The organism is Aeromonas sp. S41-2 (assembly GCF_027705845.1).
Taxonomy (GTDB): domain Bacteria; phylum Pseudomonadota; class Gammaproteobacteria; order Enterobacterales; family Aeromonadaceae; genus Aeromonas; species Aeromonas hydrophila.
Map to the genome: position 1 here is coordinate 647,694 of NZ_JAPDCG010000001.1, position 25,897 is coordinate 673,590.

General features: G+C 65.0%; 22 protein-coding genes. 16 read left to right on the forward strand and 6 right to left on the reverse strand.

From position 1 onward, the window contains the following. Window positions 1–21: 21 nt before the first annotated feature. From OKC44_RS02945 to OKC44_RS02960, 4 genes are all read left to right on the forward strand, one after another. Entirely contained in the window at window positions 22–1,083 is a 1,062-nt protein-coding gene (locus OKC44_RS02945) for a glycosyltransferase family 2 protein (RefSeq protein ID WP_270810948.1), read from the forward strand. Continuing rightward, the gene (locus OKC44_RS02950) at window positions 1,080–1,451 is read left to right on the forward strand and encodes a GtrA family protein (RefSeq protein ID WP_005303379.1); all 372 of its coding nucleotides are present in this window, start codon (window positions 1,080–1,082) and stop codon (window positions 1,449–1,451) included. The genes OKC44_RS02945 and OKC44_RS02950 overlap by 4 nt, the downstream gene beginning before the upstream one ends. After that, on the forward strand, window positions 1,451–2,614 hold the full coding sequence (locus tag OKC44_RS02955; protein WP_011705134.1) for a membrane protein: 1,164 nt from the start codon (window positions 1,451–1,453) through the stop codon (window positions 2,612–2,614). Before OKC44_RS02950 ends, OKC44_RS02955 begins: the two co-directional genes overlap by 1 nt. A 208-nt stretch (window positions 2,615–2,822) precedes the next feature. Further along, complete coding sequence (locus OKC44_RS02960) at window positions 2,823–4,931, forward strand: alpha-amylase (RefSeq protein ID WP_270810950.1); 2,109 nt, start codon at window positions 2,823–2,825, stop codon at window positions 4,929–4,931. A gap of 106 nt (window positions 4,932–5,037) precedes the next feature. Here OKC44_RS02960 and OKC44_RS02965 read toward each other — a convergent pair whose 3' ends face one another. Continuing rightward, window positions 5,038–5,664, reverse strand: a complete 627-nt coding sequence (locus OKC44_RS02965) for a glutathione S-transferase N-terminal domain-containing protein (RefSeq protein WP_270810952.1) — start codon at window positions 5,662–5,664, stop codon at window positions 5,038–5,040. A gap of 159 nt (window positions 5,665–5,823) precedes the next feature. Here OKC44_RS02965 and OKC44_RS02970 point away from each other — a divergent pair, with 159 nt between their 5' ends. From OKC44_RS02970 to OKC44_RS02985, 4 genes are all read left to right on the forward strand, one after another. Continuing rightward, window positions 5,824–6,468: a response regulator transcription factor gene (locus tag OKC44_RS02970; RefSeq protein ID WP_029301564.1), complete on the forward strand. Its 645-nt coding sequence runs from the start codon at window positions 5,824–5,826 to the stop codon at window positions 6,466–6,468. 91 nt (window positions 6,469–6,559) lie between these two features. Next, entirely contained in the window at window positions 6,560–7,141 is a 582-nt protein-coding gene (locus OKC44_RS02975) for a TetR/AcrR family transcriptional regulator (protein WP_270810956.1), read from the forward strand. Window positions 7,142–7,212: 71 nt separating this feature from the next. Further along, the gene (locus OKC44_RS02980) at window positions 7,213–8,082 is read left to right on the forward strand and encodes an alpha/beta hydrolase (RefSeq protein WP_270810958.1); all 870 of its coding nucleotides are present in this window, start codon (window positions 7,213–7,215) and stop codon (window positions 8,080–8,082) included. Between the two features lie 121 nt (window positions 8,083–8,203). Further along, window positions 8,204–9,349: a patatin-like phospholipase family protein gene (locus OKC44_RS02985; protein WP_024946021.1), complete on the forward strand. Its 1,146-nt coding sequence runs from the start codon at window positions 8,204–8,206 to the stop codon at window positions 9,347–9,349. Window positions 9,350–9,431: 82 nt separating this feature from the next. Here the strand turns inward: OKC44_RS02985 and OKC44_RS02990 are convergent, their stop codons facing one another. Next, on the reverse strand, window positions 9,432–11,384 hold the full coding sequence (locus OKC44_RS02990; RefSeq protein ID WP_017408584.1) for a monovalent cation:proton antiporter family protein: 1,953 nt from the start codon (window positions 11,382–11,384) through the stop codon (window positions 9,432–9,434). A gap of 100 nt (window positions 11,385–11,484) precedes the next feature. On the opposite strand from OKC44_RS02990, the gene OKC44_RS02995 reads away from it, so the two are divergent. Continuing rightward, a complete protein-coding gene (locus OKC44_RS02995) occupies window positions 11,485–12,405 on the forward strand; it encodes a GGDEF domain-containing protein (protein ID WP_029301567.1) in 921 nt (306 codons plus the stop codon). A gap of 75 nt (window positions 12,406–12,480) precedes the next feature. On the opposite strand, the gene tilS is transcribed toward OKC44_RS02995, so the two are convergent. Continuing rightward, on the reverse strand, window positions 12,481–13,821 hold the full coding sequence (tilS, locus tag OKC44_RS03000; protein WP_270810961.1) for a tRNA lysidine(34) synthetase TilS: 1,341 nt from the start codon (window positions 13,819–13,821) through the stop codon (window positions 12,481–12,483). 128 nt (window positions 13,822–13,949) lie between these two features. Between tilS and OKC44_RS03005 the strand changes: the two genes are divergently transcribed. The 4 genes from OKC44_RS03005 (at window position 13,950) to OKC44_RS03020 (ending at window position 19,255) form a co-directional block, all read left to right on the forward strand. After that, window positions 13,950–15,980, forward strand: a complete 2,031-nt coding sequence (locus tag OKC44_RS03005; protein ID WP_270810963.1) for a M13 family metallopeptidase — start codon at window positions 13,950–13,952, stop codon at window positions 15,978–15,980. A gap of 110 nt (window positions 15,981–16,090) precedes the next feature. Continuing rightward, the gene (locus tag OKC44_RS03010) at window positions 16,091–16,528 is read left to right on the forward strand and encodes a PliI family lysozyme inhibitor of I-type lysozyme (RefSeq protein ID WP_016349890.1); all 438 of its coding nucleotides are present in this window, start codon (window positions 16,091–16,093) and stop codon (window positions 16,526–16,528) included. Between the two features lie 364 nt (window positions 16,529–16,892). Beyond that, window positions 16,893–18,632: an ABC-F family ATP-binding cassette domain-containing protein gene (locus OKC44_RS03015; RefSeq protein ID WP_270810965.1), complete on the forward strand. Its 1,740-nt coding sequence runs from the start codon at window positions 16,893–16,895 to the stop codon at window positions 18,630–18,632. 83 nt (window positions 18,633–18,715) lie between these two features. Beyond that, entirely contained in the window at window positions 18,716–19,255 is a 540-nt protein-coding gene (locus OKC44_RS03020) for a GNAT family N-acetyltransferase (RefSeq protein ID WP_270810966.1), read from the forward strand. 41 nt (window positions 19,256–19,296) lie between these two features. Here the strand turns inward: OKC44_RS03020 and yjeH are convergent, their stop codons facing one another. Both yjeH and OKC44_RS03030 read right to left on the reverse strand, forming a co-directional pair. Further along, a complete protein-coding gene (gene yjeH / locus OKC44_RS03025) occupies window positions 19,297–20,577 on the reverse strand; it encodes an L-methionine/branched-chain amino acid transporter (RefSeq protein WP_029301572.1) in 1,281 nt (426 codons plus the stop codon). 136 nt (window positions 20,578–20,713) lie between these two features. Continuing rightward, window positions 20,714–21,610, reverse strand: a complete 897-nt coding sequence (locus tag OKC44_RS03030) for a LysR family transcriptional regulator (protein WP_270810971.1) — start codon at window positions 21,608–21,610, stop codon at window positions 20,714–20,716. Window positions 21,611–21,856: 246 nt separating this feature from the next. Between OKC44_RS03030 and OKC44_RS03035 the strand changes: the two genes are divergently transcribed. Beyond that, the gene (locus OKC44_RS03035; RefSeq protein ID WP_270810973.1) at window positions 21,857–22,768 is read left to right on the forward strand and encodes an alpha/beta hydrolase; all 912 of its coding nucleotides are present in this window, start codon (window positions 21,857–21,859) and stop codon (window positions 22,766–22,768) included. Window positions 22,769–22,788: 20 nt separating this feature from the next. Beyond that, window positions 22,789–23,733 carry an alpha/beta hydrolase gene (locus tag OKC44_RS03040; RefSeq protein ID WP_270810974.1) on the forward strand — a complete coding sequence of 315 codons (945 nt, stop codon included), beginning with the start codon at window positions 22,789–22,791 and terminating at the stop codon, window positions 23,731–23,733. Between the two features lie 19 nt (window positions 23,734–23,752). Here the strand turns inward: OKC44_RS03040 and OKC44_RS03045 are convergent, their stop codons facing one another. After that, a complete protein-coding gene (locus OKC44_RS03045) occupies window positions 23,753–24,655 on the reverse strand; it encodes a LysR family transcriptional regulator (protein ID WP_270810976.1) in 903 nt (300 codons plus the stop codon). Between the two features lie 157 nt (window positions 24,656–24,812). On the opposite strand from OKC44_RS03045, the gene OKC44_RS03050 reads away from it, so the two are divergent. Next, window positions 24,813–25,847: an MBL fold metallo-hydrolase gene (locus tag OKC44_RS03050; protein ID WP_270810978.1), complete on the forward strand. Its 1,035-nt coding sequence runs from the start codon at window positions 24,813–24,815 to the stop codon at window positions 25,845–25,847. The last annotated feature ends 50 nt before the right edge of the window (window positions 25,848–25,897 follow it).

The window sequence follows — 25,897 nt, forward strand, 5'->3', positions numbered from 1 at the left end:
TTTCCAAATAAGGAAGTTTTCATGTCGCATGCCGATTTTCGACTCTCTCTGATCGTTCCCGTTTACAACGAGGAAGAGAGCATAGATGCCTTCATCAACGCGATAGATAACGAACTGGCGCCGCTCAAGGATCAGCTGGAAATTGTATTCGTCAACGACGGCAGTCGCGACCGCACCCGTGAGGTAGTCGAGCAGGCCATCACCCGCGACCCGCGCGTCACCCTGGTCAATCTGGCCCGCAACTTCGGCAAGGAAGCGGCCATGACCGCCGGCCTGCATCACGCCAAGGGTGATGCCGTGGTGCCGATGGACGTGGATCTGCAGGATCCGCCCGCACTCATTCTCGAATTCGTCAAGCTGTGGCAGACCGGCGACTACGACACCGTCTACGGCATCCGGGTGGATCGCAGCGCCGACACCCCGATGAAGCGCCTCACCGCCGGCGGCTTCTACCGCTTCTTCAACGCGCTCTCCACCAGCACCAAGCTGCCGGAGAACGCCGGCGACTTCCGCCTGATCGACCGCAAGGTGGTCGAGGCGATCAAGCAGCTGCCGGAGCGCAACCGCTTCATGAAGGGCCTGTTCGCCTGGGCCGGTTTCCGTGCCGTCGGCGTGCCCTACGAGCGCCCCGCCCGCCATGCCGGCGAGACCAAGTTCAACTACTGGAAGCTGTGGAACTTCGCCCTCGACGGCCTGATGAGCTTCTCCAGCTGGCCGCTGCGGGTATGGAGCTACGTCGGCGTCGGCGTCTCCTTCGTCGCCTTCCTCTACATCCTCAAGATCGTCACTCAGGTGGTCTTCTTCGGTATCGACGTGCCGGGCTACGCCTCCCTGATGTCGGTGGTGCTGTTCCTCGGCGGCATCCAGCTGCTGTCGCTCGGCATCATCGGCGAGTACATCGGCCGCATGTTCGTGGAAGTGAAGCAGCGCCCCGTCTACCTCATCGAAGGGGTGTACGGCCAGTATGCCAAGCAGGATGAAGAGCCGAAGCAGGATGCCGCCACCGGCAGCAAGAAGAACGCCGGCAAGAAGGCTGCTGCCGCGAAAGCCGCTGATGACCAGCAGGAGCAGGCTTCTCAATGATCTCCCGCGAGGAATTCTGGCGGCTGGTACGTTTCGGGTTTGTCGGCGGGGGGGCCACCCTCGTCGATCTGGGCACCTCCATCGCCCTGTTTCACACCTGGCCCACCATCTCGGAGCACCTGGTGACGACGCTGGCCTTTGCCATCGCCTTCTGGTTCTCCTTCTTCGGTCACCGTTACATCACCTTCCAGAAGCAGGGTGCCGCCAGCAAGTTCTTGCTGGTCGCCCTCTTCTCGCTGGCGGTGCGTAACCTGATATTGAGCGGTCTGCTGTTTGCGGGTCTTTCCGGTCTGTTGCCGGTGGTGATCGCCACCCTGACGGTCACCGTGCTCACCTACCTCCTCTCCAGGATCTGGGTATTTGCCTGATGAATGACATGACTACCTCCATCACCCCTGACAATGCGGGCCCCTATCGCCCGTCACTGGCCATCAGCAGCCGTGACTGGCTGATGATCATCGCCGCCTTCGTACTGAGCCGGGCCGCCCTCTACGGCATGGGCTATTTCGGTGTGCAGCTCTATGGCTCCCCCGACATAGGCCCGCTGCAGGCCTATTGCCAGTTCGACTGCGTCTGGTTCCAGCGCATCATCGAGAACGGTTACGATCTCTACCCGCGCTGGCTGAGCAAGGGCAATGCGGCCAACTGGGCCTTCATGCCGCTCTACCCAATGATCTCCGGCACCATCTCCAACCTGCTCAACGTCGAGAGCCTGATCGGCCTGATGCTGGTGGCCAACCTGGCGTTCTTCATCAGCCTGCCGCTGATGCTGCTGGTGCTGCGCCAGCTCAAGCTGGGTGACGATACCGCCCGCTTCGGCGTCTGGCTGCTGGCCTTCTCCCCCTTCTCCGCCTACTTCGTCTCCGGCTATACCGAGTCGATGTTCATGGCGCTGATGCTGGGGATGTTCCTGTTCGCCTATCGCCAGCAGTGGCTGATGGTGGCGCTGCTCGGCGTGTTCATCTCCGCCACCCGCAACCTGGGGGTGATGATGGTGTTCCCTGTGCTGATCCTGGCGCTGCAGGCCTACGGCTGGCGCGAGTTCTTCCGCTTTACCGAGCGCGCCTTCAAGGTGGTGTTCACCCTCTGGATGATCCCGCTCGGCCTGTTCGCCTACATGTTCTACCTCTATCACCTCACCGGTGACGCGCTGGCGTTCAAGCACATCCAGGTGGCCTGGGGCCGTTACATGGACAGCCCGCTGGACTGGTGGCTGAGCGGCTTCGAGCTGGGCGGACGCAAATCCTACCTCTCCATCATGGTGATGTTCGGCTGGGCTCTGAACCTCTATCTGTTCAGCCAGAAGCGCTGGGCCGAGGCGACCCTGATGTTCATCTGCTGCACCATTCCGCTGATGACAGGGCTCAACGCCATGCCGCGCTACATGTTCGGCCTCTATCCGACCATGCTGGCGATCATCCTGCTGACCCATCGCTGGCCGGCCATTCGCCCGGCCGTGCTCTGCCTGAGCGGCATGGTGGCATCCTTCATCGCGGTGGCCTTCGTCAACTTCAAGTTCTTCACCGTGTGACGAAGGTGGCAATGCAACAAGCCGGTCTATCGACCGGCTTTTTTTATGGGCGCGACACCCCGCTCACACTTTTCCATTCTTGAAAACGTAACCATTTGAACTGATGTCACAAATCGACGGTTTGCCTGTCCAAGCCCGCCCTCATGCCTCCTAGAATGAGCCCCATTGACGGCAATCTGGTCCGCTTAACCCCAGCAAGGAATGGCTTATGCGTCGCACTCCCTCGGTTTCTTCCCTCTGGCTCGCCCTGCTGGCCAGCCCCCTCTTCCTCCATCAGGCCATGGCCGCCGAGGTGCGCCTCTACGTGGATGACCAGCCGGTCGGCGCGCCGCTGGCGCTGGACAAGGGGGCGGTGCAGATGACCCATCCGCTCACCAAGGGAAGCCACCAGATCCGCATCAGCGACGCAGGCAACAGCTGCGGCACCAGCTTCGGCCCGAGCGAGGCCAAACCGCTCCCCTTCGGCACCGCCCAGCCCATGGACAAGTGCAGCAAGGGGCAACACTTCAACCTGCGGGTGATGCTGGCGGGGGATTATCAATTCACCTTCAACCCGGATACTCCCAGCCTCAAGGTGCTGCGAGCCATCAAGAAGAGCGAATTCAAACGTCAGCCGCCAGCGGAACCCTGTATCAGCTGGGATGGCGGCCCGGTCACGGTATCCCTGAAAGGAGTCTGGCCCGACGGCACCCAGCTGCGGGACGCCTACTCCGGCCAGCAAGGGGTGGTCAAGGGCGGCAAGCTGACCCTGACGCCGAGTAAAGAGAGCGGTGGCCTGCTGCTGCTCGAGCCGGTCAAGGCGACCACGGCGGCCCCCTTCAGCTGGGATCAGGCGAGCGTCTATTTCCTGCTCACCGACCGCTTCAACAACGGCGATCCCGCCAACGACCACAGCTTCGGGCGCCAAAAGGACGGTCAGGATGAAGTGGCCACCTGGCACGGTGGCGACTTCAAGGGGCTGACCGCCAAGCTCGACTACATCAAGCAGCTTGGCATCAACGCCATCTGGATCACCCCCATGGTGGAGCAGGTGCACGGTTTCATCGGCGGTGGCGAGCAGGGCAACTTCCCCTTCTACGCCTATCACGGCTACTGGGCGCTCGACTTCACCAAGATAGATCCCAACTACGGCGACGAAGAGAGCCTGAAGACCCTGGTGGACGAGGCCCACAAGCGCGGCATGCGCATCATCCTCGATGTGGTGATGAACCACGCCGGCTACGCCACCCTCGCCGACCTGCAAGATCTGGGGCTCACCGATCTCACCCAGAACACCGGCAAACTGCCGGCCCGCTGGAACCAGTGGCGCCCGAGCGGCGGCCTCAACTGGCATGGCTACAACCAGTTCATCGACTACCAGTCGCCGAAGTGGGACCAGTGGTGGAGCGGTGACTGGGTGCGGGCCGGCCTGCCCGGCTATCCGCAGCCCGGCACCGACGACGTCACCGGCTCGGTGGCGGGGCTGCCGGACTTCCTCACCGAATCCACCAAACCGGTGGGGCTGCCGCCGCTGCTGGCGGCCAAACAGGACTCCAGGGCCAAGGCGCTGCCCAACGCCACCGTGAGCGACTATCTGATTGCCTGGCACACCGACTGGGTACGCCGCTTCGGCATCGACGGCTTCAGAGCCGACACCGTCAAACACCTGGAGCCCGAGGTGTGGGCCCGTCTCAAGCAGGCCGGCACCGCCGCCCTCAAGGAGTGGAAAGCCGCCAACCCGGCCAAGAAGCTCGACGACCTGCCCTTCTACATGGTGGGCGAGGTGTGGGATCACGGGGTGGCCAAGGATTTCTGGTATCAAAACGGCTTCGATTCGCTGATCAACTTCGACTATCAGCGCGAGTTCGCCCTGCCCCAGGCCCAGTGTCTGGCCAGCGCCGAGCCCACCTATGCCGGCTACGCCAGCCGCATCAATCAGGATCCCGAGTTCAACGTGCTGAGCTACATCAGCTCCCACGACACCAAGCTGTTCTTCGGCGACTATCAGGACGTGCCGCTGCAGCGCCGGGTCGCCAGCAGCTTCATGCTGCTGCCGGGCGGCATCCAGATCTACTACGGCGATGAGTCCGGCCGCGGGCTCGCCAAAGATGGCGGCGTGTTCGATCAGGCGCTGCGCTCTGACATGAACTGGCAGGAGCTGGCCGGCGGCGAGAAGGCCGAGCTGGTCAAGCACTGGCAGCGGCTCGGCCAGTTCCGCGCCGCCCACCCGGCGGTGGCGGCGGGCAGCCACAAGAAACTGGCCGACAGCCCCTATGCCTTCGTGCGGGAGAAGGGGGATGACAAGGTAGTGGTGGTGTTCGCCGGCCGCCAGCCGTAATCCGGCCCAAGGAATCAAACCCAAACGGAGAGGGGAGCCAGTGGCTCCCCTCTCCGTTTACACCAGCTGTTCAGACAAGCTGTATACAGCGGTTATGCCCGCGGGTTCACTGCGGCTGACGGGCGGCCGCCGGCCACTGCAGACGCGCCTTGACCAGGGTCTGCTGCCACAGCGGCCAGGCCAGCAGCGCCTGCTGATAGGCGCCCGCCTGCCCGGGCAGCTGGGTGCCGTAGCTCGCCAGCCGGTAGGCCATCACCGCATAGAAGGCATCGAGGATCCCCGCCTCGCCAAAATAGAAGGGGCCCCGCGCCTGGGACCAGATGGTCTGCAGCCGGGCCAGCTCGCCGATGGCCTCCACCGGCGGTTCGCTGCGGGTGGGAGCGCCGAGGAAGAAGGGCAGCAGGGTGCGGATCTGGCGAAAACCGGCGTGCAGCTCGGCGCAGAGACTGCGGGCCAACGCCCGCTCGGCTCGCGCCTCGGGATAGAGCCGGCGCGCGGGGCAGAGCTCGTGCAGGTACTCGGCGATGGCCAGCGAGTCGTGTATCCGCACGCCATCGTGATCGAGCCAGGGCACCAGGCCGGCGGGGGCCAGCCGCTTGAGCCGCTGCAGCTCCTTGGCATCCTCCAGGTCGAACACCTGCTCCTGCCACTCCAGCCCGCTCATGGCCAGCACCAGTGCCGCCCGCATCGCCCAGGTGGAGCCAGTGCCCACCGTCAATACCAGAGATCCCATCTATTGCCTCCTGCATGGGTTGTTCATGACCATCCCATCTGCCCCAATGGCACGACATCCGACGGTCGCTTCACATTTGCACGCCGGCAGGTTTGACCCTCTCCGGGAGCGGTGCTAGTTTGATTTTCCAAAACAATCAGTTAGCAACTAATGTGAGCAATGGACAGCCAATTTACCATCGTCATCGCAGATGACCACCCCCTGTTTCGGGGCGCCCTCTATCAAGCGGTGCACATGGCCATCGACGATGCCCAGCTGCTGGAAGCGGACTCCATCGACAGCCTGGCCCACCTGCTGGGTGAGCACCCGGAAGTCGACCTGCTGCTGCTCGATCTCAAGATGCCGGGGGCCAACGGCTTCTCCGGCCTCGCCCACCTGCGCGGCCAATATCCCGACCTGCCTATCGTGGTGGTGTCGGCTTCGGAAGAGCCCGCCATCATCCAGCAGGTGCTGCGGCTCGGCGCGCTCGGCTTCATCCCCAAATCGGCGCCGATGAAGGAGCTGGTCAACGCCCTCAATACGGTGATCGGGGGTGACAACTGGGTGCCGGCCGGCATCTCGCTCCACCCCGAGCCCACTGACGGCGCCGATTTCGCCAGCAAGCTCGCCAGCCTCACCCCCCAGCAGTACAAGGTGCTGGTGATGCTGCGCGACGGCAGCCTCAACAAGCAGATCGCCTGGGAGCTCAACGTCTCCGAGGCCACCATCAAGGCCCACATTACTGCCATTTTCCGCAAACTCGGCGTCAAGAACCGCACCCAGGCGGTTATCGCCCTGCAGCAGATGGATATCAAGGACGACTGAGCCCGCCTCATCCCCTCTTGCAGGCTGATTCGCCGCTCGACAAATAGCACGGTCGTACTTTATGCTGCTCCGGTCAATGAAGGAGAGTGCGATGAGCAAGGGCCGGCTGACCCGCGACAACATTTTGCAGACTGCGTTCGAGCAGGCGAGCCAGCAGGGGCTGGAGAGCCTCACCATCGGCTCCCTTGCCAGCGCCTGCGAGATGTCGAAAAGCGGCCTGTTTGCCCACTTCCAGTCCCGCGACAACCTGCAGATTGCCGTGCTGGAGTACGCCGCCGAGGTGTTCCGGGAGCGGGTGATCCAGCCGGTGCGCCAGCAGCAGCACGGCAGCCAGCGAGCGAAGCTGATGGCCCTGCTGCAGGCCTGGCTGGCCTGGAACCAGTGCTTCGCCGGCCGCTGCATGTTCCTCGACGCCTGGACCTCGGCCCAGGAGGGGGAGGTGCAGCAGGCCGCCCGCCAGCTGGTGCGCTTCTGGCTCGACTACCTGGCCCGTCAGGTGGTGCAGGGACAGAGCGAGGGCGAGTGGCGCAGCGACATGGATCCCTGGCGCGCCGTCTATCGCCTCTATGGCCTCTATCTGGCGGATCAGGTATTCAATGCCCTCGATCTGTGTCAGGATCCGGCCCGCCACTTCTGGCCCGAAGTGGAGACGCTGCTGGATGGCTGGCGCTGATAGATTGACCTCTCTTTTTTAAAACCGACAAAAAAGCACGACCGTTCGCACATAAAAACCACAGGATGACCATGAGCAGCAAGATCTACTTCAACACCCGCCGCTTCAGCCCGAGCAAATGGCTGCTTGGCCTTGGCACCCGCTTGCATCACACCCTGGCCCCCGTTCATGCCAAGCGCACCGCCAGCAAGCTGCTGCTCACCCCCCAGCGCAACCAGCGGGATGACACGGCGCCGGCCGGACTGGTCAAACAGGCCGTGCACACCAGCGAAGGCACCCTGATGAGCTACCGGCTCGGCCAGGGGCCGGTCTGGCTGCTGATGCACGGCTGGTCAGGCAGCGCCGGCCAGTTCTACCCGCTGATTAGCCACATCGCCGACCAGGGCTTCACGGCCATTGCCTACGATCACCCGGCGCACGGCCACAGCGCCGGCCATACCGGCCACCTGCCCCGCTTCGTGCGCGCCTTCGACGAACTGGTGGAAAAGATGACGGCCGAGTACGGCCCGCTGCAGGGTGTCATCGCCCACAGCATGGGGGGCGCCGTCACCCTCTCCAGCCGCCGACGCGAGCTGGATGCCCTGCCGCTGCTGCTCATCTCGCCGGTGCTCGACTACGTGCCCCAGCTCTACGGCATGGTGGCGCGATCCGGCTACTCCATCCGGCTGTTCGATGCGGTGGTCAAGGAGATTGAGCAGGAGTACCAGCACCCCCTGAGCACGGTCGACCCGCTGGGGCGGCTCGCCGGCCGCAGCGGGCCCGCCATCATAGTGCACGACGAGGAGGATCGCTTCGCTCCGCACGGCGATTCCCTGCGCGCCACCCAGGATGGTCGTACCCGGCTGGTGAGCACCCGTGGCCTCGGCCACGGCCGCATCCTCGCCAGTGCCCCCGCATTCGCCGCGTTCGATCAGCTGAGCGCCGCTCGCCACGCCAACTGAACAGCCTCAAAAAGGGCCTGCAAAAAATGGTTGGCAGGCCTGTTTTTATATTTGATACAGCGTCTTATAGTTAAATTGCTCGGTGGCAACACCCCCAGTGGCATGCATAAGGCGCAGTATCATGGCCAAACCCAACACAGCTCTTCTGTTGACCGGTGGTGGTGCCCGCGCCGCCTATCAGGTCGGCGCCCTCAAGGCGATCGCCGAGTTCTATCCCCGCAATCTCGGCATTCCGTTTCCCATCCTGTGCGGTACTTCAGCCGGCGCCATCAATGTCACCGCGCTGGCCTGCTACGCCTCCTGCTTTCATCTGGGAGTACGCAAGCTGGAGTGGGTCTGGCGCCGCTTCGAGACCCACCACATCTTCGACTTTCACCCGGGGCGCCTGTTGTGGCGGCTGATGTATGAGGGCTCGGCCGGGCTCATCAATCCCCACACCAACCACGCCTTTCACCTGTTCGACAACGCGCCGCTGCGCCGCCTGCTGGATCAGCTCATCGACTATCACCGCATCGACGACAACATCCTCTACGGCAGCCTGGAGGCGCTGGCCATCACCGCCTCCGACTACGACGACGGCCTCTCCACCACCTTCTTTCAGGGGCGGGCGGAGCACCTGCCGTGGGAGCGGGCCAGACGGCGCGGGCTGCGCACCCTGCTCACCTCGGATCACCTGCTCGCCTCCTCGGCGCTGCCGTTCGTCTTCCCGGCCACCCACATCGGCGACAAGTTCTACGGCGACGGCTCCATCCATCAGTTGAGCCCGCTCAGCCCCGCCATCCACCTGGGGGCGGAGCGGATCCTGCTGATCACCCTGGATCCGCCGGCGCACACGGCCCCCACCTTCCACCATGGCCACCTGACCAGCTCCAACATCGCCAGCCACCTGCTGGACACCGTCTTCACCGACACCCTCAACTCGGATCTGGAGCGGTTGTGGCGCATCAACCAGACCCTGGATCTCATCCCGGAGCGGGAGCGCAACCGGTTGAAACTCAAACGGGTAGAGACCTGCGTACTCAAGCCGAGTCAGGATCTCGACCTGCTGGCGCTGGCCTATCTGCGCAAACTGCCGGTGCACCTGCGCCGCCTGCTGCGGGTACTGGGGGTGACAGGGGACGAGACCAGCAGCCTGGCCAGTTTCCTGATGTTCTATCCCGGTTACTGCCAGCAGCTGATCAAGCTGGGCTACCTGGATACCCTGAACGAGCGCCGACGGGTCGAAGCGTTTCTGGGGATAGAGGAGATGGTACCGGTCGAAGCTTGAATTGGGCCCTTGAAGGGGGAGCCGGCACGCCAGCAAGCGGCTCACTCACCTGTGGCGAGGGTGAACACACCTTGAGGGAGGGCTAACGACCCTCCAGCAGGCGCTGCTCCGCCTGCTCCACCGCCACCCCATTGCCGAACAGCACCAGCCGATCCCCTGCCGCCAGCACCAGCTCTGGCTTGGGCTCCAACCGCAACTCGCCGCGCTGTACCTCCTTGATCCGCACCGTCTCCAGCGCCAGGGCCTGCACGCTGCGCCCCACCGCCCAGGCCTGCTCGTGCAGCAGCACCGGGTGCAGCCGCTCGAGCAGCTGGTCCGTCTCCAGATTGCCGGCGCTTTGATCCCCCCAGTAGAAACCGTGCAGAAAGCGGTACTGGCTGCTGCGCTCGTGCTCCATGCGCCGGATCACCCGGCCGATGGGAATGTCGCAGTTGAGCAGCAGGTGGGAGACCAGCATCAGGGCCCCCTCCTGGGATTCGGGGATCACCGCAAAGGCGCCCGCCCGCTTGAACGCCTCCAGAAAACTGTCATCCCGGGTGCGCACCAGCACCTTCACCTCCCCCGCCAGCTCCCTGATCAGCGCCAGCATGGCCTCCACCCGCTTGTGATCGTCAAAGGTGATGATCACCAGCCTGGCCCGCAGCAGGCCGGCGGCCAGCAGGATGTCGCGGCGGCTGGCATCGCCAAACGCCACCTGCTCCCCCGCCGACTTGGCCTCGCTCACCCGCTCCGGGTCGAGATCCAGCGCCAGGAAGGGGATCTCCTCCTGCTTGAGAAAACGGGCGCAGGTCTGGCCGGCCCGACCAAAGCCCGCGATGATCACGTGCTGGCTCTTGCTCAGGCCCGACTGGGCCACCTCGGAGCGGGTGAGCAGAGCCGGATCGGTGAGGGAGCGGGCCAGATGATGGGCCTGCAGCACCAGCCAGGGCGTCATGGCGATGGAGGTAACGCCGATGCCGATGAGCAGGGAGACCAGCCGATGGTCGAGCAGACCGTGGTGGTTGGCCAGCGCCAGCAGTACGAAGCCGAACTCCCCCACCTGGCTCAGCATGATCCCCGCCGCCATGGCATCGCGTTTGCGCTCCCCCATCAGCCGGCCAGCCAGCAGCACCAGCAGGGACTTGAACAGGATCAGGCAGAGCACGCTGGTGGCCACCAGCCACCAGTCCTGTGCCACCCGCTGCCAGTCCATGGTCATGCCGATGGTGATGAAGAAGAGCCCCATCAGCACGTCCCGAAACGGCCGGATGTCCACCTCCAGCTGATGGCGATAGTGGGACTCCCCCAGCATCATGCCCGCCAGAAAGGCCCCCAGCGCCATGGAGAGCCCCATCCACTGGGTCAGCGAGGCGGCCAGCAGCGCCACCAGCAGGGCGCTCAGCACGAACAGCTCGTCGGAGCGGGCCCGCGCCACCTCGTGAAACAGCAGCGGCAGCAGCCACTTGCCCACCGCCAGCAGGCTCAGCAGGGCAAACAGCCCCTTGAGGGTGGCCCAGGCGATCTCCGCCAGCAGGGCGCTGCCCTGGATCTCGGGCCTGGCCAGGATGGGGATCATCACCAAGAGCGGCACCACCGCCAGATCCTGAAACAGCAGCACGCTCACCCCGAGCTGGGCGCGGCGGGTGTGCAGCTGCTTCTGCTCCCCCAGCTGCTTGATCACCACGGCGGTGGACGAGAGCGCCAGGGTGCCCGACACCACCAGCGCCTGGGGCAGGCTCAGGCCCCACCACCAGGCAATGGCGAAAAACAGCAATGACGTGAGCAACACCTGCAGACCGCCCACCCCGATCACCAGCCGACGCATGGCGATGAGCCGGGGCAGCGAGAATTCGAGGCCGAGCGAGAACATCAGAAAAACGATGCCGAGCTCGGCGATGGTCTGCATGATCGCCTGGCCGGTGATCACGGCCACGCCATAGGGGCCGAGCAGTACCCCGGCAAGCAGGTAAGCGAGGATCACCGGCTGGCCGAGGCGCCGGAAAATCGCCACCAACAGCACGGCGGCAAGCAGCAGGATCAACACATCTGCGTACAATATTTCCTCCCTTTTTATCTACTTAAGCCTAGCCAGCCACTCTTGTTCACATCGAACATATTTTGGGCACAAGGATTGCAGGTAAGAGTCAGGAAGTAGGTTGTTTGAGGGCTGTACCGTGGAAAACACATCATCATTGAATGGTCTGGGACATGGCATCGAGCAGTGGGTTCGCCAGATGGAGCGGCTCACGCCGCTGGCCAGTCAGGATCGCAACCAGTTGCTCGAGTTGTTGTTGGTGCAGATGGACCTCGGCAGCCTGCTGGCAACCTTTGCCGATCGTGCGGCAAGAATTGTCCGGATCCACAGCCTGCACTTCGACTGCGGCCAGCCTCACACCCTGATCCAGCATCCGCCCCAGGCCAGCCTGACCCTGCACAGCTACCCGTTCGAGCTGCGCGGCCAGCATGGTCAGCTGATCGGCCAGTTGCACTACACCCTGGAACATGCCCTGAGCGGCAGCCAGCAGCGGATCCTGCAGCAGTATCACCAGCTGCTCTGCCTGCCCCTGCCTCTCTATCTGCGCCTGTCACAGCTGGAGCTGCAGGTCAGGCTCGATCACCTGACCGGGCTCGGCAACCGCTCCTACTTCGACGAAGCCATCGGCCGGGCGGTAGAGCAGCACAGCCGGGAATCCCACGGCCTGGTGCTGGTGCTGCTGGATCTCGACAACTTCAAGCAGATCAACGACACCTGGGGCCACCCGGTCGGCGATCTGGTGCTGAGCCGCTTCGCCCAGCTGCTGACCCACTGCATCCGCAGCACGGATCAGGCGTTTCGCCTCGGCGGCGACGAATTCGCCCTGCTGCTGCAACCCGCCGAGCCCGAGGCCTGGCGCCCGGTCTGGCTGCGCCTGCAGCACATGCTGATGATCCACAAGGAGCTCAGCACCTTCTCGGTTGGCTGCAGCCTGGGAGCCGCCAGCTGGCAGTCCGGGGTGGATGTGCACAGCCTGTACGAGGCCGCCGATGCCCACCTCTATGCCCGCAAGAAAGCGGGCAAGGCCGGCCTGCTGGACTGAACCGGCCAGCCGCTGAAGACGACAAGGCCGGCATATGCCGGCCTTGTGCTTTATCCGCGTTGGCGAAGGAGAGCGTCACGCCGGAGGCTGACAGGCCGCCGCCGGCAGCCAGTGCCAGGCCAGACCGGCGCCCTGCGTCATGAATCCGTCACAGAAGAACAGCTCACCTACCGCCGCCACCTGCTCGCCGTAATAGAGGATGGGAATGCGGCCGCGCTGCCAGGAGGGAACCCCGTACTCCTGCAGCAGCTTCTTGAGGCGCCGGCTGCCGCCACGCCCTACCGGCTTGAGCATGCTGCCGGCGGCCACCCCGAAGCGCACCGACAGCGGCTCGTCCGCCCTTGGCTGCCGCAGCCCCTCGCCTTCCACTCGCGGCAGCAAGCGCACCTCCCCCAGCCCGTCCGGCAGGATCAGCGTCTCCCCCACGGCCAATGTCAGCTGCTCGTGGCGAGGCTGCAGCCCGGGTCGCACCAGATGGAGCCGGCCCTGAAAGCGGCGGCAGCTCTGCCCGCCCCAGTTGAGCTGGGGATTGGCGTCTTCCCGTGCCAGCGCCACCTCCTGCCAGAGCAGACCGAGCTGCTCGCGGGAGGGCATCTCGCCCCCTTGGCGGCGGATCCAGTAACGCAGCAGGTTGTTGCGCCGGGTAGCTGACAGGGCCAGCAGCGGCGCGATCTGCAGCGCCTCTCCTGCCGCTGCCAGCCGCCAGTCGGCCTCTGCCAGCTCCTCCAGCAGCGCCTCCTGCTCGGCGCACAGCGCCATGCTGCGCGCCGCCGTCTGGGCCATGGCGGGCCAGCGGGCCTTGAGCTGGGGAATGAGCCGTTGGCGCAGGAAGTTGCGGTCATAACTCACATCCTGGTTGCTCTCATCCTCCACCCAGCCATAGGGGAGACTGGCCGCCGCGTCAGTCAGCTCGGCCCGACTCACCTCGAGCAAGGGGCGCAGCAACAGGCCACCGGCAAAGGGCTGGCTCGGCACCATGCCCGCCAGCCCGCGCAGGCCGGCGCCGCGCTTGAGCGCCAGCAGCAGGGTCTCCAGCTGATCGTCCTGATGGTGGGCGGTGAGCAGCCACTCCCCCTCCCCCAGCTGAGCGGCAAGGCGCAGATAGCGGGCCTCCCGCGCCTGCGCCTCCAGGCTGTCGCCACTGCCTCGTTGCAGTTGCACCCGCTCGACCAGCAGCGGCACCGCCAGTTGCTGACACACCGTTTCGCAGTGGGTCACCCACTCGTCGGCATGTGGGCTCAAGCCGTGATGGACGTGCAGGGCGCGCAGGGCAAGGCCGTGGGCGCCGGCAAATCGAGCCGCCAGCACCAGCAGCACGGTGGAGTCGAGCCCGCCGCTGAAGGCCACCAGCAGGCCACGGGAACCTTCCGGCGCGGGCAGAGTCTGACAAAAACGAGAATAAATACGAGAAATCATAGGCTTCCCCAATACGACCAGGCCGATCTTAGCAGACTCGGGCTTATCAAGCGCTAACCCGGCTGCTAGAGTGAGACGCTCCCTGCGTGGGCAAGGAAGCCGCATAACCCGAATTGGAATCCAACATAATGAACAACAAAAAAAGCATACTGGCCGCCCTCGTCGGGCTGGCCCTGCTGGCCGGCTGCAGTCAGGCCCCGGACGGCGCAGACAAACACTCCGGCCTCGCGCTGGCCAACATGGACACCAGCGTCAAACCCGGTGACGACTTCTTTCGCTACGTGAACGGCCACTGGCTCTCCACCGCCAAGATCCCGGACGACAGGCCCGCCGACGGCGCCTTCTACATGCTGCGCGACAAATCCCAGGCGGACGTGCGGGTGCTGGTGGAAGGGCTGGACGGCAAGGCCGCCGCCGGCACACCGGCCCAGCAGATCCACGACCTTTACCAGAGCTATCTGGATCAGACGACCCGCAACGCCAAGGGCACGGCGCCGCTGATGCCGATGCTGAGCGAGATAGAGCAGATCCGCACGCCGCAGGATCTGGCCCGGGCCTTCGCCCAGAGCGGTCGCAACGGCGGCGGTGCCCCGTTCGGTTTCTGGGTCGATGCCGACGCCAAGGCGCCGGACAGCTATGCGGTCTACCTCTACCAGGCAGGGCTCGGTCTGCCGGATCGGGACTACTACCTCAAGACGGATGCCGCCAGCCAGGCGCTGCGCCAGAAATACGAGCAGCACATCGCCACCATGCTGGGCCGCTTCGGCGAGGCGGATGCGGGGGCCAAGGCCAAACGCATCCTGGCGCTTGAGAGCAAACTCGCCCGGATCCAGTGGGACAACGTCACCCTGCGGGATCGGGAGAAGAACTACAACAAGGGGCCCCAGAGCGAACTCAAACGCCTCGCCCCCGCCATCGACTGGCATGCTTACCTGACCCAGGCCGGCCTCGCCGGCCAGAGCAGCCTCATCATCGGCCAGCCCACCTATCTCGCGGCCCTCAACGAGGTGATGCAGCAGACCCCGGTCGGCGACTGGCAGGCCTACCTCAAGTGGCATCTCATCACCGATTACGCCCCCTACCTCGACAGCCAGACCGATGCCCAGAACTTCGCCTTCTTCGGCACCACCCTGAGCGGCACGCCCAAACAGCGCGCCCCCTGGGAGCGGGCGCTCGGCGTGCTGGACGATCACCTGGGCGAGGCGGTAGGCAAGCTCTACGTGGAGCGCTACTTCCCGCCCCAGGCCAAGGCTCGCATGGAGCAGCTGGTGGAGAACCTGCGCACCGCCTACGGCCAGAGCATCGAGGAGCTGGACTGGATGTCGCCGGCCACCAAGGCCCAGGCCCAGGCCAAGCTTGCCAAGTTCCGTCCCAAGATCGGCTACCCGGACAAGTGGAAGGATTACAGCGCCATCGCGATCCGTGCCGACGATCTGGTGGGCAACCTGCAGCGGGCCCGCGCCTTCGAATACGCCGACAACCTGGCACGCCTCGGCAAGCCGGTAGACAGAGACGAGTGGCACATGTCACCGCAGACGGTGAACGCCTACTACAACCCGAGCAACAACGAGATCGTCTTCCCGGCCGCCATCCTGCAGCCCCCCTTCTTCGACATGACGGCGGACGATGCGGTCAACTACGGCGCCATCGGCGGGGTGATCGGTCACGAGATGGGTCACGGTTTTGATGATCAGGGCGCCAAATCCGACGGTGACGGCGTGATGCGCGACTGGTGGACGCCCCAGGATCTCAAGGAGTTTCGCTTCCGCACCAGCCGGCTGGTGGCCCAGTACAACCGCTTCGAGCCCATCAAGGGGCAGTTCGTCAACGGCCAGTTCACCCTGGGGGAGAACATCGGCGATCTGGGTGGCCTTACCATCGCCCACAAGGCCTACCTGCTGTCGCTGGATGGCAAGGAGGCCCCGGTGCTGGACGGCTTCACCGGCGAGCAGCGCTTCTTCCTCGGCTGGGCCCAGGTATGGAAGGGCATGTATCGCCCCGAGCTGATGCAGATGCTGCTCGCCTCGGATCCCCACTCGCCGCCGGAATACCGGGTCAACGGCGTGGTGCCAAACATCCCCGCCTTCTACGAGGCGTTCAAGATCCAGCCGGGTGACAAGCTCTATCTGGACCCGGCCAAACGGGTCAAGATCTGGTAATGACCGACCCGATGAGGGGCGGATGACGCGAACCGGCGGGCTTGCCCGGCCGGTTCGCACAGTGACACAGGTGGCGGGCAACCGCCGCCGCAGTAACAAGGGTCAAACCGATGAAAGCCTTGCTCATGACACTCGGCCTGCTCACCCTGCCCCTCGCCAGCCAGGCGGCGGACGGGTTCTTCAAACAGCTGACGCTCCCCTCAGGCCAGGTAGTGACCGTCAGCGAAGGGCGCGGCGAACCGGCCTCCACCGGCAGCTACGACGTGCGCCTCTACTCCGGCGCCAACCCCCAGTTCCCGCTGGATCAGTTCATCGACGGCAAGGTGCTGCCGCGCGATGGCAGCATCAAGGAGCTCAAGCTGCTGGATCTCAACGGCGACAAGCAGCCCGAGCTCATCGTCGTGGTCGAGAGTGCCGGCAGCGGCAGCTACCTGAGCGCCGACGCCTTCACCATCAACCCGCAGGAGGGGCTGGACAGCTTCAACCACGTGGAGGGGCTGGCCCCCAATGAAGATGTGATCCAGGCGCTCAAGACCCCGCGCGACTGACATCCCCATCACCACGCCCCGCCCAGCGGGGCGTTTTTTTGTCCCGCCTCTGACGAGGTTCCCTCCTGCCTCACCCGCAGGGCACCGCCATGGATAGACGGTTATTTTTTCTGCGCTTATAATCGCCGCACCGTGCCATCACGAAACACAAGGAGGTAAAAAATGGTTATCCAAGCGTGTCCGATGTTCTCGGCTCGCCTGTTCGGCACATTCGCGTGCTCTTGCCTGCATACCATCGCGCTGCGATAGCGGGTTCGAGCAAAGCCGACTCCCTTCCATACCGAGACCTTTCTCGACTCTGCCGTTGTCGCCAGCGCTCCTGATGACAGGGATCTTCGATCCCGCGATTTAAGAGAGCAAGAGCATGACAACCCTGATGAGTACCCATTCCCTGCAGATGAGTGCGGGGCACCTTCCGTTATTTGACCACCTCGAACTCGGCATCCGCGCGGGCGACCGACTCGGCCTGATTGGTGCCAACGGCTGCGGCAAGAGCACATTGCTGGCACTGCTGGCGGGCGAGCGCACGCCCCAGGCCGGCCGGGTCGTGCAGGCTGCCGCCTGCCGCTGCGAGTTCGTGGCCCAGCAACTGCCAGCCAGGCTTTCAACCCTCAGCACCCGCGCCGTGCTGCTGGATGCGCTGGGCAATGACCCGAGCGCCGAATGGCAAGTGGACAAGCTGCTGACCGAGCTGCAGCTGGAGGCCCAGGCCGCGCTGCCGGTCAGTGCGCTGAGCGGCGGCCAGCACAGCCGGCTGCAGATAGGCCGCGCCCTGCTGCGCCAACCCAACCTGCTGCTGCTCGATGAGCCCAGCAACCACCTGGATCTGCCCGCCCTGCTCTGGCTAGAGCAGTTTCTGCTGGGCTGGCGCGGCGCCTTCGTGCTGGTCTCCCACGACGGTCGCCTGCTCGACCGGGTCACCGAGCAGACCCTGATCCTGCGCGATGGCCAGCTGCACCGCTTCGCCCTGCCCTGCAGCCAGGCGCGGGCGGCGCTGGCCGCCGAGGACGAGCAGGCCCGTCTGCGCCGGGCCGACGAGCAAAAGGAGATCGACCGCCTGAGCGCCAGCAGCAAACGTCTCGCCATCTGGGGGCGGGAGCATGACAACGAGAAGCTGGTACGCCAGGCCAAGTCCATGGAAAAGCGCATCGCCCGCCTGCAGGAGGAGCAGAGCCAGGTCGCGGCGCTGGCCCCCTGGCGGCTTGAGCTGCGCGGACTGAGCCTGCCTGCCGACACCCTGCTGCGGCTGGAGGCCCTCGACGTGGCGCCGGCGCCAGCATTGCCGCCACTGCTGCGCGCCGAGGGCCTCTGGCTACGGGCGGGAGACAGGGTCGCCCTGCTCGGTGCCAACGGCACCGGCAAGTCCTCCCTGCTGCGCCAGTGCTGGCGCGAACTGGCCGCGCAGAGCCCGCAGGCAGGCTGGTACTGCCACCCCGGTGCCAGCATCGCCTATTACGATCAATCCCTGCAGCAGCTGGCTGACGATGCCATCCTGAGCGACGCCCTCTACCCGCTGGCCCCTCTGCCGGAGACCACGCGGCGTCATGCGCTGATCCGGGCGGGCTTCCCCTATGCCCGCCACGGCCAGCAGGTACACACCTTGAGCGGGGGCGAGCGGGCACGGCTGCTGTTTCTCGCCCTGTCGCTCGGCAGCCACCACATGCTCTGGCTCGACGAACCCACCAACCACCTGGATCTGGCCGGCAAGGAGGAGCTGGCCGAGGCGATTGCCGCCTTCCCGGGCAGCGTGCTGCTGGTCTCCCACGACCGGGAGCTGATCGAGCGCAGCTGCAACCACTTCTGGCTGATCAGGGACGGCCGCATCCAGGAGGCTCACAGCGCCGAGCGGGCCTATGCCGAGCTGCTCGGCGATGCGCCCTCGCCGGCAGCAGACAAGGCAAGCCTGGCTACCCCCGCCATGGGGCAGGCCCCGGCCGGCCCGGCGGATGACGAAGAGGCGCTGCTGGCACGCTGGTATGAACTCGACGCCCTGCTCGCCGCCGATCTGGCCCGCAAGCCCAGGCACCAGACCCCGCGCCTGCAGCAGCAGTGGCGTGACGAGCTGGCCAGGCTCACCGACCAGCTCGGGCTGGTCGGATCATGAGCAGAGCCATCAACCGGCTCTGCCAGCCATCCCTGTTTGACTCACCACTCGCGGCCAACTCCGGTTGGCCGCAAGGAGCCACCATGACATCAACGCAACAACCCCACATCAGGCTGGATCCGGTCAGCGACGCCGATCTGCCCCACATCTATCGCGGCCTCTCCGATCCACGGGTCGTCGCCTACTACGGCGTCAGCTACGACAGCCTGACGGCGTGCCAGGCCCAGATGGCCTGGTATGCCGAGCTGACCCGCACCGGCCGTGGCGCCTGGCACCTCATTCGTGACCGGCACACGGGCGAACCGCTCGGCGCCATCGGTTACAACGATGCCGACCCGACTCACCGGCGGGCCGAGCTGGGCTACTGGCTCTATCCCGAACATTGGGGCAAGGGGGTGATGAGCGCGGCACTGCGGCTGTGGCTGCCGCTCACTTATCGCACCAGCGAGCTGCACCGGTTGCTGGCGGTGGTGGAGGAGCCCAACCGCCCCTCCGCCCGCCTGCTTGAACGGGCCGGCTTTCACTACGAGGGCACTGCGCGGGAGTGCGAACGCAAGGGGGATGGCTTCATCTCCCTGCGCCACTACGCCATCTTGCGCAGCGACCTGCCCACCAACCTGTGACCCGCAACAAAAAGCCCCGCACTGCGGGGCTTTTTTTCGGGTTACTTGATGGCGCAGACACCCTCATCGGACGCCGAGCGGCGGCGTCTGCGCCGCCACAGGGAGAAGCAGCCATACCCCAGACTGAGCACGACGGCATAGAGCACCTGGGAGGCGAGCGCCACCAGCACCAGGGCACAGAGCAGCACGCTCACCCCCGCCAGCCCCTTGCCCACCCCGCCGAGCAGACGCCAACCCGCCGCCATGCAGAGCAGGTAGACCAGCACGAAGTTGCCGTTGGCGTAGCGGATCAGCTCATCGAGGGGCAGTCGCAGCCAGATGATCAGGGTGATGCAGACCAGACAGATGGCGAGCACCAGACTCAAGGCCCGCAGCGGCGCGCCACGGGCGGTGAGGCGGGCCAGCGAGACCGGCAGCTTGCCTTCGCGCGCCATGCTCCAGATCAGCCGGGCAAACCCCTGCAGGTAGATGTTGATGCTGGCAAAGCAGGAGAGATAGCCGAGCACCGCCACCAGCCACTTGGCGGTGGGGCCGAACAGCAGCGAGAGCAGGGCCGGAATAGCGGTGGCGTTGGTCGCCTCATCGCCGTAGAGGCCGTATTTGAGCACCACCAGCGAGTGCACCCAGTAGATGAGCCCCGCCAGCAGCACCCCGCCGAGCAGGGCCAGCGGATAGTCCCGCTCCGGTCGCTTGAACTCCTCCCCCATGTGGGCGAAGGCCTCAAGCCCGACGAAACACCAGAACATCACCGCCAGTGCGGTGGCCATGGCAGGCCACTCGTCCGTCGTCGGCAGCGGCCGGGCGGCGTCGCGCCAGCTGATATCCCCCTTGAACCAGATGAGCAGGGTGAGCCCCAAAATGGCGAGCGCGATCAGCAGTTGCAGGTTGCCGGAGGAGCGCGCCCCGCGCAGCCCCAGCAAAAATACCCCGAGCAGGGTGAGCAGCTGAATGCCCCACAGGGTCCACTCCCCCAGGTCGAACAGGGCGTGCCAGAAGCCGGCGGCGATCATCAGGGCGGCGGGCAGACCCACCGGCAGCACCGCCAGAAACAGGAAGGCGGAGAAGCGCTCGGCGCCGTTGCCAAAGGCAAGGCCGATGAGGTGCGGCGCGCCGCCGGCGTGGGGGTAACGGCGGCCGAGGCGAGCGAAGGTAAAGGCGATGGGCAGAACCAGCGCAATCAACAGCAACCAGGCCCACAGCGAGGCCCCACCCGCCAGCGAGGCGGCAGTCGCCGGCACCACGAAGATCCCGGTGCCCAGCAGCGAGGTAGCGAGCAGCCCCATCCCCTGCCAGAGCCCGAGATCCTTTTTCAACCCAGACATATCCTTTTGTCCCGACTAGAAAAACATCCCGCCATGTTAGGCCTCCCCCGCCCCTTTGTTAAGCACGATAGTTAAGCAGGATGGCAAGAATATGCAGCCCTTTATTCAGGCCGGGAGGCTCGCGGGTGAGTCGAGGTCAGCTGCGGTGGCGCAGCGCCTCCAGCAGCAACGAGAAAGCGGGCGAGGCCTGCAAGCGGCTGGTGTAGTAGAGGTAGTAACCGGGGTGCACCATGTTGTAACCGGCCAGCACCTCCTCCAGCCGGCCATCCGCCAGATAGGGCTCAGCCATGCTCTGGGGCAGGTACGCCAGCCCGTAACCGTCGAGCGCCGCCTCAAGCACGTTGCCGATGCTGTTGAACACCAGTTGCCCTTCGCCACGGATCTTGAGCTCCCGCCCCCCTTCCAGAAAACTCCAAGAGAAAAATCCGCCCTGGGTCGGCAAGCGCAGATTGATGCACTGATGAGCGCTGGCGATCTCCTGCGGCCGGCTCGGGCGGCCATGAGCCGCCAGATAGCGGGGGGCGGCCGCCACCAGCATCCTGATCTCGAGGCTGATGGGAGTGGCAATCATGTCCTTGGCGATCAAGCCGCCGCGACGCACCCCGGCGTCGTAGCGCTCGGCGACGATGTCCACCAGGCCGTAATCAGTGCTGAGTTCGACCCGGATATCCGGATAGTGGTGCAAAAAAGCGCTGATCTTGGGCCAGAGCACGGCGCGAATGGCGTATTCGTCCGCCGTGATGCGGATGGTGCCGGCCGGCTTGTCCCGCAGCGCCGTCAGCTGGCTGAGACCGCTGTCGATCTGCGCCAGCGCCGGTCCCACCAGCGCGATCAGCCGCTCGCCAGCTTCAGTGGGGGTAACGCTGCGGGTAGTGCGTGACAGCAGCTTGAGGCCGAGCCGCTGCTCCAGGGTCTTCACCGTCTGGCTGATGGCGGACTGGGACGTCCCGAGCTGGGCAGCCGCGCGGGTGAAGCTCTGCTCCCTGGCCACTACCATGAAGGTCGTCAGCTCGTTGAGGTTCTCTTTCATCATTGATTAGTCATGGTGATAATACTGCCCCGATTATACGCGCCATCCAGATAAGTTTTCTCACCGCTGCTGCCCTGCTGTGCCAGCGTCCATCCGCGCCTCCCGCTCGCAACGTCACCCGATTCTTGCCGCTATTCATAAGAAATCAGTATTAAAGCATTTGGATTGGGCCATCTAATCAAATCAAAGGTGGCCGCATATGCTCTCTTCGTCGCCGCATCCTGGCGCCCTACTCCCAAGGAGCACACCATGCACCCCGTTCGTTTTGCCAATCAACACCTGAGCCTGGCCGGCCACCTTCATCTGCCTGCCGACCTGCAAGCGGGTGTACGCTACCCCGCCATCGTCTGCGTTCACCCTTCCGGTGGCGTCAAGGAGCAGACCGCCGGCCTCTATGCCGCGCACCTGGCAAAGGCCGGTTTCATCGCGCTGGCCTTTGATGCCAGCTATCAGGGAGAGAGCGAGGGTGAACCGCGCCAGCTGGAAAATCCCCATGTGCGCGTGGACGACATCAGCGCCGCCGTCGATTACCTGACCACTCTGGCCGAGGTCGACCCTGAGCGCATCGGCGTGCTCGGGATCTGCGCCGGAGGCGGTTACGCCACGGCTGCAGCCATGATGGACACCCGGCTCAAGGCGATCGGTACCGTGAGTGCGGTCAACTACGGTCAGATGTACCGCCAGGGTTGGGACAAACGCGGCACGCCGGCCGAGTGTCTGGCCTTGCGCGACCTGGCGATGGCCGCACGCACTGCCGAGGCGACCGGCGCAGCCATCCAGTATCTGCCCACCACGCCGCTCAGCCGTGAACAGGGAGAGCAGCTTCATCCGGATTGGGCGGAAGCCTTCGATTACTACCGCACGCCACGGGCCCGGCATGACAACGCCCCGAGCCGGCTCACCACCCGCAGCCTGGCTCAGCTGGTGACGTTTGATGCCTTCCACCAGGCCGAACTGTTCCTGGCCCAGCCCCTGCTGCTGGTGGCAGGCAGCGAAGCCGGCACCCGCTGGATGAGCGAAGCGCTGCATCAGCGGGCCGCCAGTGTGCACAAGGGGTTGTTCATCGTCGAGGGAGCCACCCATATCGGTTTGTACGACCAGCCCCAATGGGTCGACGGCGCACTCACCGGCCTCATCCCCTTCTTTCGTACCCACCTTTGATTCTTTGTGAGGAACAACCGATGACACTGCAACAATCGGTCCGCTTTGCCCACCACCACTGGGACGTTGCCGCCACCCTGCGCCTGCCTGAGGGATTTGATGCCGGCCAACACTATGCAGCCATCGTCTGCGCCCACCCCATCAGCAGTTGCAAGGAGCAGACTGCCGGCGCCGTCTACGCCGAGGCCCTGACCCGGGCCGGCTTCATCACCCTGGCCTTCGATGCTTCCACCCAGGGAGAGAGCGGCGGCGAGCCGCGTTTTAGCGAAGACCCCGCCACCCGGGTCGAAGATTTTCGCTGCGCCGTCGACTACCTGGTGACCCTGCCCTTCGTGGATGCCGACAGCATCGGCGTACTCGGGGTGTGCGGCGGCGGTGGCTACGCGGTCAACGCCGCCATGACCGAGCGCCGCTTCAAGGCGGTGGCCACCGTGGTGGTGGCCAACTACGGCCGCATCCTGCGCCAGGGGGATCTCACCCCGGATGCGGCCCTCAAGACTCTGGAGGCCATCGCCGCCCAGCGCACCGCCGAGGCGCGCGGCGCCGACACCATGGTGACGGGCTATATCCCGGGCTCGGAGGCAAAACGCGAGCAGGCGGGGCTGCACGATATCGACATCGTCGAAGCGGTGCAGTACTACACCACGGCGCGCGGCCAACAACCCGGCTCCCCCAACAAGCTGCGCATGAGCAGCCTGGGGCCGGCCATGAACTGGGATGCGTTTGCCTTTGCCGAACTGCTGCTGACCCAGCCACTGCATATCGTCATCGGTGGTGGAACGCCCGGGGCCTTCGGCTCCTACCGGGACGGGTTCGAGCTCTTTGGCCGTGCCCGCTCGCCGCAAAAACGCTTGCAGATTGTCGAGGGGGCCAGCCATTACGATCTTTACGACCAGCCCGACGCCACCGGCCAGGCACTGGCACAGATAGTCCCCTTCTTCAGGCAACACCTGGCGCAGGCATAACCCAATCACCGCAACCGGCTCATGCCGGCTGCGGTGATTGGTCGGCCAGCACCTCCGCCAGAAAATCCCCCAGCAGGGTAATCTTGAGCACCTGCCGGCGCGCCGCCGGGTAGATGAAATGAAGGGTCTTGTCCGGAATGCGGTAGGTATCGAGCAGGGGCAGCAGCCGCCCCGCCGCGATATGGCCTTGCACCTGCTCGGCGGGCTGCAAGCTGATGCCCGCCCCTGCCAGCGCTGCCGTCAGCAAGGCCGGCCAGTGGTTGATGCGAAGGCGCGAGGCCACCCGCACCTCCTCGCTCTGGCCATCGCCCCCGACAAACTGCCAGCGCTCGTGCTCGCCCCAGTTACCGTGCAGGCACTGGTGGCTGGCGAGATCGGCCGGATCACGGGGCACGCCGTGGCGAGCGAGGTAGGCGGGCGCAGCGCAGAGGCGGTAGTGCTGGGTCAGCAGCGGACGGGCAATGAGCGCCTCATCCTGCGGGCGCAGGGTGCGGATGGCGGCGTCGAACCCCTCCTCCACCAGATCGACCCAGCGCGGGGTAAGCTGCAGATCCACCTCCAGCCTGGGGTAACGGTCGAGAAAAGCGGGCAGCAGCGGCACCAGCCGATGGTGGCCAAAGCTTAGAGGGGCGGCGATGCGCAGCCGCCCGGCCGGCTCGGCCAGCAGGTGCTGGGTGAGCGACTCGGTCAGCGCCAGCTCTTCCAGCACCCGCTGGCAGCGGGCCAGAAACAGCTGGCCCAGCTCGGTCAGGGTCTGCTGGCGGGTGGTCTTGTGAAACAGCTTGCCCCCCAGCCACTGCTCCAGCCCCTGCACATGCTTGCCCACCATCTGGGCGCTGATCCCCTGCTCGTTCGCCACCGCGCTGTAGGAGCCGAGATCCACCACCCGGGTGAAGATGCGCATGCTGGTCAATCGGTCCACAACCCCTCCTTTGCCCACGTTTCTAGGCCATTTGGCCCGCAGCAAGCGACCCACATTCACAACCAAAAGTTTATTAAGAAATGGTTTTTGGCCAATTTATCGCACTTTTGGTTACCAATATAGTGATCAGCAACCTCACCCATCAGGACATTCATCCATGAAAAGTACCTATCTGGCCGCCCTGCTGGTCGGTCTGCTGGCCACCGGTGTCAGCCAGGCTGCCGAGAGCAGCTTTATCAGCAACCACGATCACGCCCCGGCCTCAGCAACTCTGACCAAAGCCCAGCCCGATATCTTCCGGGTCAGCCTGCTTGGCACCGGCACCCCGGTGCCCCAGATCAGCCGCGGCGGTTACAGCACCCTGGTCGAGGCGGGCAACCAGAAGCTGGTGTTCGACTTTGGCCGCAACTCCTCCACCCGCTTGTGGCAGCTGCATATCCCCATCGGCCGGGTCAACGCCTTCTTCCTCACCCACTTCCACTCCGACCACACCAATGGGCTGGCGGATCTCTGGCTGACCGGCTGGCTGCAACCTGCCTATGGCCAGCGTCACGCGCCGATGGAGCTTTACGGCCCCAGGGGCACCGATGCCCTCGCGAGCGGCCTGCAGCAGGCCTACGCTACCGACATCGCCACCCGGGTCAAGGATGAAGGGACACCGCTGGACGGGGTGAAGATCAACAGCCACGAGGTGACTGCCGGGGTGGTCTACGACCGGGATGGGGTCAAGGTAACCGCCTTTGACAACGACCACGGGGTCAACATCAAGCCGTCGTTTGGCTATCGCATCGACTACCACGGCCACAGCGTGGTGCTCTCCGGTGATACCCGCTACAGCCCGCAGGTGGTGAAAGAGGCCAAGGGGGCCGATCTGCTGGTGCACTGCGTCTCCATGACCTCCGCCGCCCGCATGAAGGCCAACCCGGGCTACCGGGCGATCGCCGGTCACCTCGCCTCCCCCGAGCAGGCCGCCCGGGTGATGAACGAAGCCAAACCGGCGCTGACCGTGTTCAGCCATATCGGCCTCAACGGCCAGCTCGGGGTGAAGGATCTGGCGCAGAGCCTGCGCGCAAGTTACTCGGGCCCCTTCGTCATCGGCAATGACCTGATGCAGATTGACCTGCCCACCACCGCTGCCGGCAAGGGCTACGCCCTCTGGCAGGCGGAGAACATCGACAACGCCCAGCCCTGAATCCCGGCCATAAAAGAAGCCGCCTCTTGCGAGGCGGCTTCTTCATTCAA

Coding starts and splice junctions, on each gene's coding strand:
- OKC44_RS02945 (WP_270810948.1), top strand. CDS start 22: ATGTCGCATGCCGATTTTCGACTCTCTCTGATCGTTCCCGTTTACAAC.
- OKC44_RS02950 (WP_005303379.1), top strand. CDS start 1,080: ATGATCTCCCGCGAGGAATTCTGGCGGCTGGTACGTTTCGGGTTTGTC.
- OKC44_RS02955 (WP_011705134.1), top strand. CDS start 1,451: ATGAATGACATGACTACCTCCATCACCCCTGACAATGCGGGCCCCTAT.
- OKC44_RS02960 (WP_270810950.1), top strand. CDS start 2,823: ATGCGTCGCACTCCCTCGGTTTCTTCCCTCTGGCTCGCCCTGCTGGCC.
- OKC44_RS02965 (WP_270810952.1), bottom strand. CDS start 5,664: ATGGGATCTCTGGTATTGACGGTGGGCACTGGCTCCACCTGGGCGATG.
- OKC44_RS02970 (WP_029301564.1), top strand. CDS start 5,824: ATGGACAGCCAATTTACCATCGTCATCGCAGATGACCACCCCCTGTTT.
- OKC44_RS02975 (WP_270810956.1), top strand. CDS start 6,560: ATGAGCAAGGGCCGGCTGACCCGCGACAACATTTTGCAGACTGCGTTC.
- OKC44_RS02980 (WP_270810958.1), top strand. CDS start 7,213: ATGAGCAGCAAGATCTACTTCAACACCCGCCGCTTCAGCCCGAGCAAA.
- OKC44_RS02985 (WP_024946021.1), top strand. CDS start 8,204: ATGGCCAAACCCAACACAGCTCTTCTGTTGACCGGTGGTGGTGCCCGC.
- tilS (WP_270810961.1), bottom strand. CDS start 13,821: ATGATTTCTCGTATTTATTCTCGTTTTTGTCAGACTCTGCCCGCGCCG.
- OKC44_RS03005 (WP_270810963.1), top strand. CDS start 13,950: ATGAACAACAAAAAAAGCATACTGGCCGCCCTCGTCGGGCTGGCCCTG.
- OKC44_RS03010 (WP_016349890.1), top strand. CDS start 16,091: ATGAAAGCCTTGCTCATGACACTCGGCCTGCTCACCCTGCCCCTCGCC.
- OKC44_RS03015 (WP_270810965.1), top strand. CDS start 16,893: ATGACAACCCTGATGAGTACCCATTCCCTGCAGATGAGTGCGGGGCAC.
- OKC44_RS03020 (WP_270810966.1), top strand. CDS start 18,716: ATGACATCAACGCAACAACCCCACATCAGGCTGGATCCGGTCAGCGAC.
- yjeH (WP_029301572.1), bottom strand. CDS start 20,577: ATGTCTGGGTTGAAAAAGGATCTCGGGCTCTGGCAGGGGATGGGGCTG.
- OKC44_RS03030 (WP_270810971.1), bottom strand. CDS start 21,610: ATGATGAAAGAGAACCTCAACGAGCTGACGACCTTCATGGTAGTGGCC.
- OKC44_RS03035 (WP_270810973.1), top strand. CDS start 21,857: ATGCACCCCGTTCGTTTTGCCAATCAACACCTGAGCCTGGCCGGCCAC.
- OKC44_RS03040 (WP_270810974.1), top strand. CDS start 22,789: ATGACACTGCAACAATCGGTCCGCTTTGCCCACCACCACTGGGACGTT.
- OKC44_RS03050 (WP_270810978.1), top strand. CDS start 24,813: ATGAAAAGTACCTATCTGGCCGCCCTGCTGGTCGGTCTGCTGGCCACC.